Genomic DNA, 16,663 nt, shown 5'->3' on the forward strand with positions numbered 1-16,663 from the left:
TTTCCCCTGGCTCCTTTTTGTCTTTAAAATCTCCGTGATACAATTATCGCAAGAGCTTTTACGGAGGTGACATGGTGGTCGGCAACAAAAGAAAAATTATACTTCTGTGCTCTTTCATTCTTATTCTCGCACACATTCCAGCTTTTGCTTCGGGACGGGATGAAATTGTGTTTGAGCATCTTTCCTTGGAGAAAGGCTTATCACAGACCACCGTGAATGCCATTTTGAAAGACCACCGTGGATACATGTGGTTTGGAACTGATGGTGGGTTGAACCGCTACGATGGTTATACCTTTCGGGTGTTTCGACATGAGCCCTTTTCCACTACATCCCTGTCGAACAATATTGTAACGTCTTTATATGAAGATGCAGAGGGTTTTTTATGGGTGGGGACTTTCGGTGGTGGGCTGAATCGTTTTGATCCTGTTACCGAAACTTTTCGTGTGTATCATTATCCACCTAACTCGAAAACGTTTCCTCCTATAGACCTGATCTCTAAAGTAATTGGAGACAAAAAAGGAAATATTTGGGTAGGAACATTCCAAAAGGGGCTTGCACGTTTCAATCCTTCAAACAACACGTGGAGTATCTTTAAAAGTGACGATGAATCAGGGCTGGGCGGGAATAAGATCACTGCTTTTTTTGTTGATACAACAGGAACGTTGTGGGTAGGGACTGATGGAGGGCTGAGTGAGTATAAAGGGAATGATATTTTCCAGACCTATCGACCGACTGTCTTTCCCTACGTTGCCATTACGGCTATTACTGATGGGCGAAAGGGGAATCTCTGGATTGGGACGGAGTCTGGTCAACTCTATCTCCTCCACACGCGGGAAAAATGGTTTGAGTATATTCCTCTTGTAGATGAAAACAACAGAGTTGTTTCTTCAAGTACCATTACGGGTTTATATCAAGATATCTTTGAAGACCTGTGGATTGTCACAGATGGAGGGGGACTTCTTCGGTATGACCGAGGAACGAAGCAGGTCCTGACCTATCAGATAGAAAGAGACAACCCTCATTCCTTGCGGGATAATAAGATCCGGGCCATTTATGGCGATAGAAAAGATACGATCTTTCTGGGAGATCTTACAGGTATCGTGTGGCTGGGCACCCATTCCGGAGGGGTAGAGAAATTTCATCTGAAGCGCCCCTTCCAACGATACAATGGCAAGTCTTTTCTTATCCGTCAAGTGTCGGGTGATAATGTGTATGCGGTCTATAAAGAGGGGTACGATTCTTTATGGGTAGGTACCTATGGAAATGGGATCAAGGTTATCATGAATAATGGAACCGTTCAGCATTATCGCCATAATCCAGATAATTCTCAAAGCGTATCCAGCGATCGAGTGCTTGCCTTTTTCCGCGATAGAGAGGGAACAATGTGGGTTGGAACAGATAATGGCCTTTGTCGTTTCAACAGATCAAATCAAGACTTTACTCTCTTTCTGAATCAGCTTTCTGAATCCTCTCTTAGTGGAAGTAACAAAATAACTTCCATATTGGAAGATTCAAACGGTACTTTCTGGGTTGGCACAATGGAAGGTTTGTATCGTTTCCTTCAGGAAGAAGGTCTTTTTTATTCTATCCCATGGTCGTCTCCCATAGCAGATGTTTTAAAGAAAGATCTTATTTCCTGCTTATTTGAAGATAGCCAAAAGACCTTGTGGATAGGGACTGTAAGCAATGGTTTTTATTGCATTGATCTTCAAAATAACAGTGTAAAACACTATTTCTATGATCCCACCAATTCTCAAAGCTTTCCGGGGAATAGAGTTTTTTCTATTTATGAAGACCGTGACAGGACTTTTTGGATAGCGACAGCTGAGGGACTCTGTCGTTTCGATAGGAAGTATGAGACCTTTTCCCTCCTCACATCAAAAGATGGCTTTGTGAGCGACTCCATTCGAGGAATCTTGGAAGATAATTATAAAAATTTGTGGATCAGCACTGGAAACGGTCTTTCCCAATATGATATTAAGACAGGCGCTGTTCGAAATTACAATCTGGGGGATGGGCTCCAGGCAAAGGAATTTAACGCAACTGCTACTTTTAAAGATTCTTTCGGCCGCATGTATTTTGGGGGCATTAATGGCTGTAACAGCTTTTTCCCCACTGATGTCTGGGAAAACTCCCACATTCCTCCTATTGTCATCAACAGAGTATTGGTTATGAATAAACCGCTTCAGCCCTACCGTACGAAAGATGGGAAGCCGTGGGCTATCCTCAGCTATAGAGATAACTTCCTTTCCATAGATTTTTCAGCTCTTGACTACACCCATCCTGAGTCGAATCAGTACCGCTATAAACTGGAAGGTTTTGATATGGACTGGGTTTCGGCAGGGAATCGACATTATGCTCATTACACCAATCTTCCTCCTGGAAGGTATACGTTTAAAGTTATGGGTTCAAATAATAATGATGTTTGGAACAAAGAGGGAACATCATTGCTTTTGGATGTAGTTCCGCCGCCGTGGAAGACTCCGTTGGCCTATGTTGGATATATGTTTCTGACCGTTATTCTCTTCTGGTTTGTACAGAAATATCTCAAGAACCGACAAGAGAAGGAGACGGAACGAAGGTTGCGGCTTGTTACGGAAAAAAATAATGAACAGCTTCGTTGTATTAATACGAAACTTGAAAAGGCTCGTTTGCAGGAGGAGGCATATCGCGATCAATTAAGGGGCTTAGCTTCAGCCCTTTCTATGGCAGAGGAGAAAGAACGTCGACGTATTGCAGAAGAGGTACATGATTCTATCGGTCAAAATCTGGCTTTAACAAAGATTCGACTTGCCTTACTCTCAGAGTGTGTAGAAGAGAGGCAGATAAAAGATGATATTAATGGTATTTTACAAACACTTGAGGGCTCTATTCAAAGTACGAGAACGTTGACCTTTGAGTTAGGTTCACCAGTGCTCTACCGTTTAGGTTTTCCAGCCTCTGTGGAATGGCTTGCTGAAAAGATGGAAGAAAACTATGGCCTCCAGGTATCGTACGAAAACCGCGGCCTTCCCGAAAAAATGAATGATGACTTAAAAGCCTTTCTTTTCAGGGCACTACGAGAGCTTCTTATGAATGTAGTGAAGCATTCCGGAGTTCGGCAGGCTCATGTTAAAACGTCTTGTTCTGCCGGAACCATTTGTCTCACGGTGTCTGATTCGGGAAAAGGATTCGATGCTCACTCAATTGATGACGGGATCTCTAAAAAACAAACTTTTGGTCTCTTCAGCTTGAGAGAGCGCCTTTGTTCTCTGGGTGGGCACTTGGTCATCACCTCGAAGGAAGGGAAAGGCGTCCGTATAACTATATTTGTGCCAGTTAATTCCTTTAAATAACGAGAGGAGTGTACGGCATGACAATTCGCATCTTACTTGCCGATGATCATCAAATAGTGCGGGAAGGATTACGTCTTCTCATTGAACGGCAACCAGATATTTCTGTTGTTGCCGAAGCTGGGGATGGTTTTGAAGCAGTGGCTTTGGCAGAGTCGTTTCGCCCTGATATTGTAGTTATGGACATAAAAATGCCTGGAATGGATGGAATCGAGGCAACAGAAGAGCTTCAGATTCGGGCTCCTGAAACGAAAGTGGTAGCTCTTTCTATGTATGCAGATCGCAACTTTATTTCTGAAATGCTTCGGGCAGGAGCGAAAGCGTTTCTTCTAAAAGATTGTGCCTCTACCGAGTTGGTTGAAGCCATAAGGACAGTCTATGAAGGACGAATATACCTTGGGCCAAGCGTATCGAAAATAGTAGCGCGCATGTACGTGCATTTTGTACAGCAGGGAACGTCTCCGGGAGAGGAAAAACTTACAGCCAGAGAGCGGGAGGTATTAATACATCTAGCAGAGGGGAAGACCAATAGAGAAATAGCAGATCTTCTCCACCTGAGCGTAAAAACCATCGGCACCCATCGGCAAAACATGATGCGAAAACTTGGCTTTGAGACCATAGCAGATTTAGTGAAATATGCTATTAGAGAAGGTCTTATTTCCTCAGATCAACAGTAGTTAAAGCTTGTGAGGGGAAGGGTGAAGCGAAGGATGTTATACAGAGAAACTTCCGAAGGACAAGAAGAGTACAGATCCGAAGCGAAGGCAGGAGCATTTGGGAAAGAAAATTCCATTATAGGGAGTTGTGTCCATTTGCGACAAGGGGTTCGGTTATGACTCTTCACAGAGACGCGAAAAATATTGTTCAGTATGCTATCGACGCTGTTTTACCAGAGCGTGCGGTACGGGAGCAGCTTCGGAAGAAACCTTGTAAGGGGCGAATTATTCTTGTTTCTATAGGGAAGGCTGCCTGGCGCATGGCAAAAGCCGCTGTAGATGAGGTAGGGGATCAGATAGAAAGAGGTATCGTCATTACAAAGTATCATCACAGCCGTGGCCCTCTTGCTAACCTCTCTATTTGGGAAGCGGGGCACCCTCTGCCAGATGAAAATTCTTTAAAGGCTACATCAGAAGCGCTGAAAATTACCAAAAACCTTTCTGCAGACCATCAGGTACTCTTTCTTGTTTCTGGAGGTGGTTCCGCTCTTTTTGAGAAACCTAAAGAAGGAGTAACCCTTGAAGATTTTATAGAAATTACAGATCAAATGCTCCGTTGTGGCGCCAATATTGTGGAAATAAATGCAATTCGTAAACGTCTTTCCGCTGTAAAAGGTGGGCAATTTGCCCAATGGGTAGCTCCAGCTCATATTTACTCTATTGTCCTTTCTGATGTTTTAGGAGATCGCCTCGATAGCATCGCTTCTGGTCCGGCTTATCCTGATGCCACTACGTCTAGACAAGCTTTAGAAATTGTTTCTCGTTACAATCTCGCCATGAAACCTTGTTTCTTTAAGATCCTTGAAGAGGAGACGCCGAAAAAAGTAAGCAATGTAGAAACATTTATTTCAGGGAGCGTAAAAACCCTCTGTGAAAAGGCTGCGGAGAAGGCTCATGATCTCGGATATAAAACTTTTATTTTGACGACAACACTTAACTGCGAAGCAAGAGAAGCGGGGACTTTTTTAGCTTCGATAGCGAGAGAAGAAAGAGCCTATTCTCGTCCGCTTGAGCCTCCTTGCGCCATTATATTGGGTGGAGAGACAATTGTTCACTTGAAAGGGAAGGGGAAAGGGGGCCGTAACCAAGAACTGGCTTTGGCTGCGGCTTTGGAGATACAGAATATGCCTGGCGTTGTTCTTATTTCTGTTGGATCTGATGGCACCGATGGGCCTACTGATGCTGCTGGAGGTATAGTGGATGGGAAGACAGTTGAAAAAATATATCATAGAGGAGCAGATCCCTACACCCTACTTGAAAACAACAATGCCTACCACGCCTTACACATGGCGAACAGCCTCATAAAAACAGGTCCAACTGGCACGAATGTGAACGATCTTACAGTGTTGCTCGTAAAGAAGCTGTAACGGGCTGACCAGGTACGTATTTCCCCTCTTTTGTTTCATCCTTTTTTTGATAAAATGTTTTCTTGTAGAAATGTTCCCAGGTTTTTTAAGAGAAAAATTTATAATTTAAAACATGTAAATATAGAGACCCTACAATGATATCTAGGTCTAAAGTATCATCTTGATCTTCCTGATTTACTGAGAAACATCATCCTTTGTAGCGTTTAAAGGATGTATTTTCAGCTATTTGCTGATAGTACTCTATGGTGGCTGTACCTAAAATGTGATGTTGGCAGTACAATAACGAAGGAGGGTGCAGTCGAATGCAAGAAAAGAAAAAAAAGCTCGGTCTTCTTCCACGTCTCATTATTGCAATTGTTTTAGGAATAGTGTTTGGGGCTTATATGCCGGAAGTAGTAGTTAGAAGTCTAGCTACTTTTAATGGTATTTTTGGGAACTTCCTCGGTTTTGTTATTCCTCTCATTATCGTCGGATTTGTGGCCCCAGGCATTGGAGATCTCGGAAACAACGCAGGGAAGATCCTCTTCCTTACGGTGGTGATTGCGTATGTTTCTACCCTTATTTCAGGGACTGTTGCATATACAGTAGATACGGCGATTTTCCCTAGAATTATACAGGAAGGCAGCATGTTGGCTTCAGCGACAAATCCTGAGGAGGCGTTGTTGGCACCGTACTTCAAAATCGATATGCCGCCTCTTATGGGTGTTATGAGTGCCTTGCTCATTGCCTTTATTCTTGGCATCGGAATGGCCGTTATCAATAGCAAAAGCCTCAACAGCGTTATGCACGAATTTCAGTCGATAATAGAGAAACTGATCAGTGCTGTTATCATCCCCCTGCTTCCAGTCCATATTTGTGGTATTTTTGCTAACATGACCCATGCTGGTGAAGTTCAAACGATTATGTCGGTGTTCTTGAAAGTGTATGTCGTTATCATTGCTCTTCATATTGTGATTATTCTTTTCCAGTACACTGTTGCTGGAGCAGTAGCGAAAGTAAATCCCTTTAAAGCTATTAAAAATATGATTCCAGCGTACCTTACAGCGATAGGAACGCAGTCTTCTGCTGCTACAATCCCTGTAACCCTGCGCCAGACACTAGAAAATAAGGTCTCTCCCCGGGTAGCACAGTTTGTTATCCCCTTGTGCGCCACTATCCACTTGTCGGGCAGCACTATTACCCTTACGAGTTGTGCCATTGCCGTTATGATGCTTCACGGAATGCAGTTCTCTTTTGCTTCAATGTTTCCTTTTATCATTATGCTGGGTATCACCATGGTCGCAGCTCCTGGCGTTCCTGGCGGAGCTGTTATGGCAGCCCTTGGTGTGTTGGAGTCCATGTTGCATTTCGATCCTAACATGCTGACCCTCATGATCGCTCTCTATTTGGCTCAAGATAGCTTTGGCACAGCATGTAACATTACAGGTGACGGAGCCATCGCATTGCTTGTAGACAAAATGACAGGCAGCTCATCAACATCAACGTCGTCAACAACTACGTCGTCAACAACTACGACGTCAGAGGCTTATACACATTAGCATAAAGAGGAGGACCTCTTCGGAGGTCCTCCATATTTTTGGAAAAATGTTTTCCGCAGTAAATTGTGAAGGGGGCATGGGTAGTGAAAAATATTTTAGTTACAGGTTGTTTAGGTCAGATAGGAACAGAATTGGTAAAAAAACTTCGTAAGGGATATGGTGCTGACCATGTTGTTGGTTCTGATGTGAAGACAACTGGCGTAGAAAAACTAGGAGATGGCCCTTTCGAAATCCTTGATGTTCGAGAAAGCCAAACTATTGCAGGGCTTGTTGAAAAATATAATATCGATACAATTATGCATTTGGCGGGTTTGCTTTCAGCTGTGGGTGAAATGAAGCCTCAGCTCGCTTGGCAGATCAATGCAGGTGGGCTTTTTAATGTTCTTGAAGTGGCGCGAGAGAAGAGAACGGCCATCTTTTTCCCAAGTTCTATCGCGGCTTTTGGTCCAGGAACGCCTTTAGACCATACTCCCCAGGATACAATTCAGCGCCCAGCCACTATGTATGGGATTACAAAGGTAACAGGAGAGCTGTTGTGCGATTACTACCATCTGAAATATGGCCTTGATACTCGAGGTGTTCGTTTCCCAGGACTCATCTCTTATGAAACAGAGCCTGGCGGTGGTACGACTGATTATGCAGTGGATATCTATTATAAGGCTATTACAGATGGTCATTATGATTCTTTTATCGCGGCAGGAACATATATGGATATGATGTACATGCCAGATGCCATCAATGCTGTGGTTCAGCTCATGGAAGCTGATGGCGCGAAGTTAAAGCACCGCAATGCTTTCAACATTTCCGCCATGAGTTTTGAGCCGGAAGAAATTGCGGCCTCCATTCGAAAATTCATGCCCAATTTCACTATGGGCTATAAAGTAGATCCGGTACGACAGGCTATTGCTGAGTCGTGGCCCAATTCTCTGGATGTACATGCGGCAAAAGAGGAGTGGGGATTCAATCCTCAGTATGACCTGGATAAAATGACAGAGGATATGTTAAAGCACCTGAAAGAAAAACTGCTTAAAAAATAAAAAAGGGGAATTTAGTTCTTATGTCACAAGATTGCTAGTCACCCCATAATAACTCCATCTAGTATATCTATTAATGGGGCCTGTAATGGAAGATGTATTTCCCATATGAAAAAGCAGGGGGCGGCAATAAAGAGGAGTGTTCCAATTTTATAAAGGGGGAAGAGATATGACTGTGAAGAAAACATTTATTACAGAAGAATTGGCCCGACTTAAACAAGAGGGACTTTACACAAATATTCCTGTAATTTCCAGCCCTCAGGGAGCATGGGTTGAAATTGGCGGCAGAAAATATCTTTCCTGCTGTTCTAACAACTATTTGGGTTTTTGTAATGATCCATCTCTCATAGAGAAAGTAAAGAAATATGTAGATACGTGGGGAGTTGGTCCTGGAGCTGTCCGGACCATTGCGGGAACTTTGGCTATTCACGTTGAACTTGAGAAGAAACTCGCTCAGTTTAAAGGGGCTGAGGCAGCGATGCTGGTTCAGTCCGGCTTTTGCGCTAATCTTTCTGCCATACCACCCCTTGTAGGGAAAGAAGATTTGATTTTTAGTGATGAGTTGAACCATGCCTCTATTATTGATGGGTGCCGCCTGAGCCGTGCTGAAGTTGTGCGTTTTAAGCATGCGAGCCCATCAGACTTGGATGCTCAGCTCTCTCTCTATGACGATCGTAATTGCCGGAAACTTGTTATTACTGACGGCGTTTTTTCAATGGATGGAGATATAGCCCCACTGCCTCAGCTTGTAGAGGTAGCCGAAAAGCATGGTGCCATGGTTATGGTGGACGACGCTCATGGCGAAGGCGTATTAGGGCGTGGCGGTCGAGGAATTGTAGATCACTTTAATCTCCATGGCCGTGTTGATGTGGAAGTGGGAACTCTCTCCAAAGCTTTCGGTGTCGTCGGTGGTTTTGTTGCCGGCAGTGTGGAACTTATAGACTATTTGCGTCAGAAAGCCCGTCCAAATCTTTTCAGCAGTGCTATGACTGTTCCTGATATAGCTGCCAACCTTGCGGCTCTTGAGGAACTATCTGTCAGCGAAGAGAGAGTCAACCGTCTTTGGGAGAATGGGCGTTACCTTAAAAAAGGTTTGAAAAATCTTGGATTCAATATAGGACATAGCGAAACTCCAATAACCCCTGTTATCATCGGCGAGGCCTTGGACGCAAAGCGTTTCAGTGCCAGACTTTTCGATGAGGGAGTTTTTGCAGGAGCTATTACGTTCCCCACTGTCCCCATGGGTACCGCTCGGATTCGTGTTATGGTCTCTGCTGCCCACACTCAGGAAGATCTCGATTTTGCTTTGGAGAAATTCCAGATGGTAGGCGAGGAAATGAAAATTATTTCATCACGCAAGTAGCACCAGAGAGAAAGGAGAGGTTTCTATGTTTGAGAAGTCATGGGAAGTGTTGGTAAAGACAGACCCAGCTATAGCCGATATCATAAGCCGCGAGAGGGATCGTCAGGATCATGGTATCGAGTTGATCGCTTCCGAAAATTTTGTTTCTCCTGCAGTGTTGTGTGCTATGGGGTCTATCCTGACCAATAAATATGCGGAGGGGTACCCGGCCCACCGTTATTATGGTGGCTGCCACATTGTTGACGAGGCCGAAAATCTGGCACGAGACAGAGCGAAGAAACTCTTCGGGTGCGATCATGTGAACGTACAGCCTCATTCAGGTTCTCAGGCCAACATGGCAGTTTACTTCACATGCCTTAAGCCAGGGGATACGATTTTGGCCATGAACTTGTCCCATGGCGGACACCTGACCCACGGTTCCCCAGTAAACTTTTCAGGGAAGCTTTATAACATTGTTCCCTATGGAGTCAGCCGAGATACGGAGACCATCGACTTTTCCGAAGTAGAGCGGCTGGCGTTGGAACATCATCCGAAGCTTATTGTATGCGGAGCGAGCGCCTATCCTCGCGAGATTGACGCTGAGAGATTCAGAGAGATAGCGGACAAAGTAGGCGCTCTCCTCATGTTTGACATAGCCCATATAGCAGGACTCGTGGCAGCTGGACTTCATAAAGATCCGGTTCCCTTCTGCGACTTTGTAACCACCACGACCCACAAGACCCTTCGGGGTCCCCGGGGCGGTATGATCATGTGCCGAGAGCAGTATGCGAAAGACCTGGACAAGAGCATCTTCCCGGGAATGCAGGGAGGTCCTCTGATGCACGTGATCGCGGCGAAGGCAGTAGCCTTTGAGGAAGCCCTTCAGCCGTCCTTCAAGAGCTACCAGAAGAAGATAGTGGAGAACGCCGCCGTTTTGGCTGACGAGCTGTTGAGCCACGACCTTCATCTCGTATCAGGTGGAACGGACAACCATCTGATCCTCATTAACCTTACGAGCCGCAACGTGACAGGCAAGGCAGTGGAGGCAGCGCTTGACAAGGCTGGGATTACGGTGAACAAGAATACGGTTCCCTTCGAGACCCAAAGTCCCTTTGTGACGAGCGGCATCCGCATCGGGACCCCGGCGGTAACCACCCGTGGTTTTGGCTCAGACGAGATGAAGAAGATAGCGGCGTGGATCAACGACGTGGTGGATAATGTAGAGAACGAGAAGGTGTTGTCGAGGATCCGCGGTGAAGTTCTGGAGCTGTGCGGAAAATATCCTCTTTACGCAGGGTTTTAATCATATCTACTCCTTTACAAAATAGTAGGCTGGGATTTTTTCCCAGCCTTTTCTTTTTTGCAGAACTGTAACTTGAATAAAAATCTTTTCCAGTGTATTCTTTCTCTCAGAATTGAAGTCCGTGTTTTGAATATGGAGGAAATTGTAGTGCATTCAATGGTTCGTCGAGCGTTGTCTTTTTCGTTAGGGGCTCTCTATTTTTCCTATATTTTAGCCCCTATTTTTTTGATTTTAGTGGGGTCTTTGGGGGCGAAATGGTTTGGTACCCTGCTCCCAGAAGGGTTTACGTGGTCATGGTATTTGGATCTTTTTTCTCAGCCCATGTACATGGATGCCTTGAAAAGAAGCCTTCTTGTAGCCTTTCTGACTGTTGTCGGTAATGCTTTTATCTCTCTTCCTGCTGTATATGCCGTTCATGTTCTTGACAGACCAGTGTTGCGATCTATCTTCAACTTTACAATTCTTTTGCCAGTAGCTATTCCTCCTGTTGTAATGGGACTCGGCATGATACAGGCTTTTAACTGGCCAGGAATGGCTCTTGTAGGTACATGGCAGCTTCTTGTTGCTGCCCATATGGTTTATACTCTCCCCTTTATGCTCCGTCCCCTCATGGCGAATATGGATCTCATCAACTGGAAAACACTGGAGGAAGCGGGATTTTCTCTTGGTGCTGGAACCATGGTTATGATGCGCCGTGTACTGGTTCCTAATCTTCTGCCAGGGCTTATTTCTGGGGCTCTTATGACATTTGCCATGTCTTTAGGGGAGTTTCAGCTCTCGGTAATGCTTACGGGTTCTCAGAGTCAGACCTATCCTGTTGTTTTATATCAGGCCTTTTACGTAAGTACGGGCTTTGCCTGTGCTGCTACTACAATATTAGCTGGACTCTCCCTTTTCTCTCTCTTTTGTGTGTTGGGGCTAGGAGCCCTTTTTGGTAAATCAGGTCACGAACAGACACTTCTCGGGAGTTGAGAAATATGAAAATAGTGAGTGTTATAGGCACATCAACTGCAGATGAAACCGTTTGGAATAATGCGTATCAAGTAGGACGGCTTCTTGCGAAAAACAGATGTGTTGTGGTGTGTGGTGGTCGCGGTGGAGTTATGGAAGCAGTGTGTCGTGGCGTCGCCGAGGGAAAAGGGATATCTATTGGTATCTTACCGGGAGAACGTTCGGAAGCTAATTTATGGGTGACGATCCCCCTTTCTACGTGCCTTGGAGAGGCGCGTAATACGGTTGTAGTTTCAGCTGGGGACGTTGTAATTTCTATTGGAGGAGCTTTTGGGACCCTCTCTGAAATAGGGTTTGCCCTAAAAATGGGGCGGCCGGTAATAGCTTTGGGGACGTGGCAGATTCAGGATGAAAAAGGCGAACCAGCGCCGCTAATTCATGCCGAAACTCCTGAAGAAGCAGTACAAGTGGCTCTTTCCATATTTGAAAATGAAAGGGACGAAAAAGAGTGAGTAGTGTAGATCTTCAACATGTAGTAAAACGATTCGGCCATTTTATTGCGGTAGATAATATTTCTTTAAAGGTAGAGAAGGCCGAATTTTTATCTCTTCTTGGCCCCTCAGGTTGTGGTAAGACTACAACGTTGCGCCTTATAGCGGGCTTTCTCCGTGCTGATGAGGGGAAAATCGTTATTGGGGGAGAGGATAAAACCCATACTGGGCCTCGAAATCGAAGAGTGGGCCTTGTCTTTCAGAACTACGCTCTTTTCCCCAATCTCAGCGTTTTTGAGAATGTAGCTTTTGGTCTCAGAGTTCAAAAAGTAAAAGAGAAAGAGATAGAACAGCGAGTTATGGAACTTTTGGAAATGGTAGGGCTTGCAGAGAAGCGTTGCGGGTACTCCAAAGAACTTTCTGGTGGACAGCAACAGCGAGTAGCTCTTGCTCGAGCTCTTGCCATTCGTCCCGATGTTTTGCTTCTTGATGAGCCTCTTTCTGCTCTTGACGCTAAGGTAAGGAATTCTCTTCGTTTTGAAATTAAAAAAATTCAAAGGGAGAGCATGATTACCACTATTTATGTGACTCATGACCAGGAAGAAGCTCTCTCTATTTCAGATAGAGTGGCAGTTATGAATCGGGGAAAAATAGAACAGGTGGGGACTGCCTGGGACATTTATTCTTCTCCTCGAACCCTTTTTGTGGCAGATTTTGTTGGTGTTAACAATATTATTACAGTTTCTACCTGTGGAGATGGGGTTGCCCATTGGCAAGACATTTCGCTAAAGCTAGCCTGTCTTGAGCGCCGCCCTGCTGGTACATATAAAATTATGGTTCGACCAGAACGTATGAGTTTGGGAACGGAACATGGCGGGTATAACGTACTCACCGGAGTTGTGGAAGGTCGGGTTTTTCTTGGTCCTCTCTCTCGCATTGCTGTAGCCATAGGGGGAGAACGGTTATTGGTGGATGCTTTGAATTCTCATGTGGTATCTATAGAACCTGGAGATCCTGTTCGCCTCGCATTTTCCCCGGAAGATGGGCACGTTTTAGAATAAAAAAGAGAATACGGAGGTTACGAAGGATGAAAAAAATTGCTACTTTAGTTCTCATAGCACTTGCTATCCTTGCATTTGCAGCCGGCTTCGCACTGGCTGCAGAGCAGGAACTTTATTCTGGCGAAAAAGAGTTGGCCGAATTGGCCAAACAAGAGAAAGGGCTTAGCAGCTACGATACAGGTCCTACTTGGGCGAACTGGCAGGGGTTATTCGATGGTTTTACAGCACGTTATGGCATTAAGCTTGTATATAATGACCTTGGGAGTGGAGCCACAGTTGTTCGTCTTGAAAAAGAGTTGAACAACCCTCAGGCCGATACTGCCTATTATTTTATGCCTTTTGGTGCTCTTGCCAAAGAGAGAGGTGTTACTCAGCCTTTTAAGCCTGTAAATTTCGATAAAATTCCAGATATTTTAAAAGATCCAGATGGACATTGGTTCTCCATTCATAAGGGAACTGTGGTTTTTGTAGTGAACAAGCGCCTAATTAAAGAATCTCCCACTTCTTGGGAGGCTCTTCTCGACCCGAAATATAAAAAATCAGTGGTATATCTAGACCCCAGAACAGCTGGAATTGGTTACGCTATTGTTATTGCCACGGCATACTCTCACGGTGGGTCCTTGGACAATCTAGAGCCAGGAATCGATTACCTTGCAGAACTTCAGAAGAACGGCAACGTTCGTATGATCGAAAAAACAACTCCTTTCGATAAGTTTATTAAAGGTGAAATCCCCGTGTGGATTACCTACGATTGGAATGGGTATCGGGCTAAATATATTGCCGGTCTTGGCGATGATGTAGATATTATTATTCCCGAAGAGGGGACTATAACGTCTCCCTATGCTGTCAGCATGGCGAAAGGAGCTCCGAATCCTAATAGTGCCAAACTGTGGTTGAACTATATCCTTTCCGATGAGGGGCAGCAGACCTTCGCAAAAGGTTTTGTTCGGCCCATTCGTGATGACGTAGAGCTTCCCGAAGAGGTTGCTGATAAGTTCCTTCCTGCCTCTGAATATGAAAAAGCTAAGAACGTAGACTGGGTTGCAGCTCAAAAAGTGCAGGAAAAAGCAGCACAGATGTGGGGCAACAAAGTCTTAGGAGAGAATTAGACGTTAATGGAATAAGGGGCGGCTTCCCTTTCCCGCCCCTTTTATTTGAAGGAGTGAACATCTGTGGAGAGACGTTACGTAGCATTTTTCTTTCTTGTCCCCCTTGTGCTTTTACTGGGGATTTTTCTCATATATCCATTGGCTCTGGTTTTTATCGAGAGCGTAAGTATAGATGGGCATATTTCCCTTGCTAATTACCTTATGCTCTTTACTAAAAATCTTTACCGGGAGTCTCTTGGTACAAGTCTTGCCCTCTCTTTCTCCACAGCCATTTTAGGGACAGTTATCGGCTTGCCCCTTTCCTACATCGTCTATAAAAGCCAAGGACGTTTCCGACAGTTTCTCATGGCCCTTACAGCTGTTCCCTTAACGTTTAGTGGCCTTGTGATAGGCTTTATGTTTATCATTTTGTTAGGTACAAGTGGTTTTATCACCATGATTTTCAGTCAGATATTCGGGTTTAACCCCTTGGAGTTTTCTGCTTTCCTCTTCACGTGGCGAGGTTTGGTAGTGGCCTATCTCTATTTTCTTATCCCTCGAATGATTCTTACTATGACAGCTGCCTGGAGCAATGCTGACTGGAGCCTTATTGAGGCGGCAATGAATCTGGGTGCTTCCCGAATGACTATTCTTTTTAAAGTGCTTCTCCCCATGTTAGGCCCTGCTATTTTTGCCGGATCCTCCCTTCTTTTTGCCGTAAGTATGGGAGCTTTTGGAACGGCCTTTGCTCTTACCGGTACAGGCGTTAAAATTCTTCCCCTCGTGATCTATACTCATATATCCGAGGTTTCTGTGGATATTGGGCGAGCTGACGCTCTGGCAGTGGTCCTTGCAGTCGTGACCACCGTGGTTATTACCCTTTACGAAAGGCTTTTTGCTTCTAAAGGGAGATAAGACGACAATCCCCCCCTCCTTCTATGATAAAATGTTGAGCACTACCGGAAGGAGGGAGTAGCATGGATTTTTTTATTACTGGAAGCGGTGGACAACTGGCATGTGCTTTCCAGCGCCTTTTCAAAGAAGAAGATCTTTCTTTTTCTGCATACTCCCGCCAAGAACTAGACATAACAGACATAGGGCGTCTCAGAAGGCGCATAGAAGAAGATAAGCCGAACTGTATTATCAACTGCGCGGCGTGGAACGACGTAGACGGTGCGGAACAAAATTGGCGGGGAGCGTATATGGTTAATGCCATGGGCTCCAAAAATGTAGCTATAGTTGCCGGGGAGCAGGGTATTCCCCTCATCTCTTTCAGTACAGACTATGTTTTTAATGGTAAAAGCGTACGCTCGTGGACTATTGCTGACGCACCTGACCCTCTTAATGTGTATGGGCGCAGTAAGCTTTTGGGAGAACAGTTTATTCGGGATCACACCTCTCGGTTTATTATAGTAAGGGCGAGTTGGGTTTTTGGACCTGAAGGGAAAGAATCATCAAATTTCCTCAAAAAAGTGTTTCAATGGAGTCTGAATCAGCGAGAGCTTCGAATTGTCTCAGATCAGATATCGAGCCCTACATATGCTCCAGATCTGGCAGAGCGAGTATTGGAACTCCTTTATCGTCGGGAATGGGGACTCTACCATCTTTCGTGTGCTGGTCGGTGTAGCCGTTTTGAATGGGCTTCTTTTGCTCTTAAAGAACTGGGATGGCAGGGAACCATAGAACCAGCACGAAGCGAAGATTTTCGGCCTTTAGCTCAGCGCCCGGCAATGAGCGCATTAGATTCTTTTCCCTTAGAGGAGTTGAGTATTCGTATGCCTCGTTGGGAAGATTCAACTCTTCGTTTTTTAAAATCTATTGGACAGAAGAATGGTGACATTAATGACATATAGTGGACATTTTGATGGAGCTTCCCGTGGAAATCCAGGTGAAGCAGGAGCAGGAGCCCTGCTTTATGACGGAGAAGGCAATATTATATGGCAAAAAACGACGTATCTTGGCTCCAAAACGAATAATGAAGCAGAATACGAGGGATTGCTCATGTTGCTTCGCGAAATAAGAGAGCGGAATATAGAGCAAATTGTTATTCGTGGAGACAGTCGACTTGTAATCTGCCAGATGAAAAAAGAGTGGAAAGTAGCCAGTCCCCATCTTAAAATACTTTGGGAAGAAGCCCAGCGTTTGATCCGTGGCCGCTCCATTGCCTTTGAATGGGTCCCAAGGGAGGAAAACAGCGATGCAGATTGTCTGTCAAATCAGGCCATAGACAAACATTCTGCGGATAAGCCTTCCGTCAATGTTTTTGATCCTTCTCGCCTTGAAAAGGTGGCGCCTTCTATCTTTATTGCCCATGGGACGGAAGATTATGCTGTAGATGTGAAACATAAGGCATGTACCTGCCTGGGTTTTATGCACCAAAAGCGCTGTAAACATTTAGACGCGGCCCTTTCCCTCTTAAATGGCGCTAAGTCTTGAGACT

General features: G+C 45.0%; 14 protein-coding genes. All 14 read left to right on the plus strand.

Annotated elements, in window-relative coordinates:
• Positions 1-71 precede the first annotated feature (71 nt).
• The 14 genes from K360_RS0101420 to K360_RS0101490 all read left to right on the plus strand — a co-directional run bounded on the left by K360_RS0101420 (position 72) and on the right by K360_RS0101490 (position 16,659).
• Entirely contained in the window at positions 72-3,335 is a 3,264-nt protein-coding gene (locus K360_RS0101420; RefSeq protein WP_084043834.1) for a sensor histidine kinase, read from the plus strand.
• Positions 3,336-3,352: 17 nt separating this feature from the next.
• On the plus strand, positions 3,353-4,009 hold the full coding sequence (locus tag K360_RS0101425; protein ID WP_024821406.1) for a response regulator: 657 nt from the start codon (positions 3,353-3,355) through the stop codon (positions 4,007-4,009).
• A 155-nt stretch (positions 4,010-4,164) separates the two neighbouring features.
• Positions 4,165-5,415, plus strand: a complete 1,251-nt coding sequence (locus K360_RS0101435; protein WP_024821407.1) for a glycerate kinase type-2 family protein — start codon at positions 4,165-4,167, stop codon at positions 5,413-5,415.
• A 302-nt stretch (positions 5,416-5,717) separates the two neighbouring features.
• Positions 5,718-6,953, plus strand: a complete 1,236-nt coding sequence (locus K360_RS0101440) for a dicarboxylate/amino acid:cation symporter (protein WP_024821408.1) — start codon at positions 5,718-5,720, stop codon at positions 6,951-6,953.
• Between the two features lie 83 nt (positions 6,954-7,036).
• Positions 7,037-7,990 carry an NAD-dependent epimerase/dehydratase family protein gene (locus tag K360_RS0101445; RefSeq protein ID WP_024821409.1) on the plus strand — a complete coding sequence of 318 codons (954 nt, stop codon included), beginning with the start codon at positions 7,037-7,039 and terminating at the stop codon, positions 7,988-7,990.
• Positions 7,991-8,156: 166 nt separating this feature from the next.
• On the plus strand, positions 8,157-9,350 hold the full coding sequence (locus K360_RS0101450; RefSeq protein WP_024821410.1) for a glycine C-acetyltransferase: 1,194 nt from the start codon (positions 8,157-8,159) through the stop codon (positions 9,348-9,350).
• 25 nt (positions 9,351-9,375) lie between these two features.
• On the plus strand, positions 9,376-10,632 hold the full coding sequence (locus K360_RS0101455) for a serine hydroxymethyltransferase (RefSeq protein WP_024821411.1): 1,257 nt from the start codon (positions 9,376-9,378) through the stop codon (positions 10,630-10,632).
• Between the two features lie 156 nt (positions 10,633-10,788).
• On the plus strand, positions 10,789-11,604 hold the full coding sequence (locus tag K360_RS10385) for an ABC transporter permease (RefSeq protein WP_245587088.1): 816 nt from the start codon (positions 10,789-10,791) through the stop codon (positions 11,602-11,604).
• A 5-nt stretch (positions 11,605-11,609) separates the two neighbouring features.
• On the plus strand, positions 11,610-12,095 hold the full coding sequence (locus K360_RS0101465) for a TIGR00725 family protein (RefSeq protein ID WP_024821413.1): 486 nt from the start codon (positions 11,610-11,612) through the stop codon (positions 12,093-12,095).
• Positions 12,092-13,135 carry an ABC transporter ATP-binding protein gene (locus tag K360_RS0101470; protein ID WP_024821414.1) on the plus strand — a complete coding sequence of 348 codons (1,044 nt, stop codon included), beginning with the start codon at positions 12,092-12,094 and terminating at the stop codon, positions 13,133-13,135. Before K360_RS0101465 ends, K360_RS0101470 begins: the two co-directional genes overlap by 4 nt.
• A 26-nt stretch (positions 13,136-13,161) precedes the next feature.
• On the plus strand, positions 13,162-14,244 hold the full coding sequence (locus K360_RS0101475; protein ID WP_024821415.1) for an extracellular solute-binding protein: 1,083 nt from the start codon (positions 13,162-13,164) through the stop codon (positions 14,242-14,244).
• Positions 14,245-14,307: 63 nt separating this feature from the next.
• Entirely contained in the window at positions 14,308-15,138 is an 831-nt protein-coding gene (locus tag K360_RS0101480) for an ABC transporter permease subunit (RefSeq protein WP_024821416.1), read from the plus strand.
• Positions 15,139-15,200: 62 nt separating this feature from the next.
• A complete protein-coding gene (rfbD, locus tag K360_RS0101485) occupies positions 15,201-16,076 on the plus strand; it encodes a dTDP-4-dehydrorhamnose reductase (RefSeq protein WP_024821417.1) in 876 nt (291 codons plus the stop codon).
• Positions 16,066-16,659 carry a ribonuclease HI family protein gene (locus tag K360_RS0101490; RefSeq protein WP_024821418.1) on the plus strand — a complete coding sequence of 198 codons (594 nt, stop codon included), beginning with the start codon at positions 16,066-16,068 and terminating at the stop codon, positions 16,657-16,659. Before rfbD ends, K360_RS0101490 begins: the two co-directional genes overlap by 11 nt.
• Positions 16,660-16,663 lie beyond the last annotated feature (4 nt).

Source organism: Aminobacterium mobile DSM 12262 (assembly GCF_000526395.1).
Taxonomy (GTDB): domain Bacteria; phylum Synergistota; class Synergistia; order Synergistales; family Aminobacteriaceae; genus Aminobacterium; species Aminobacterium mobile.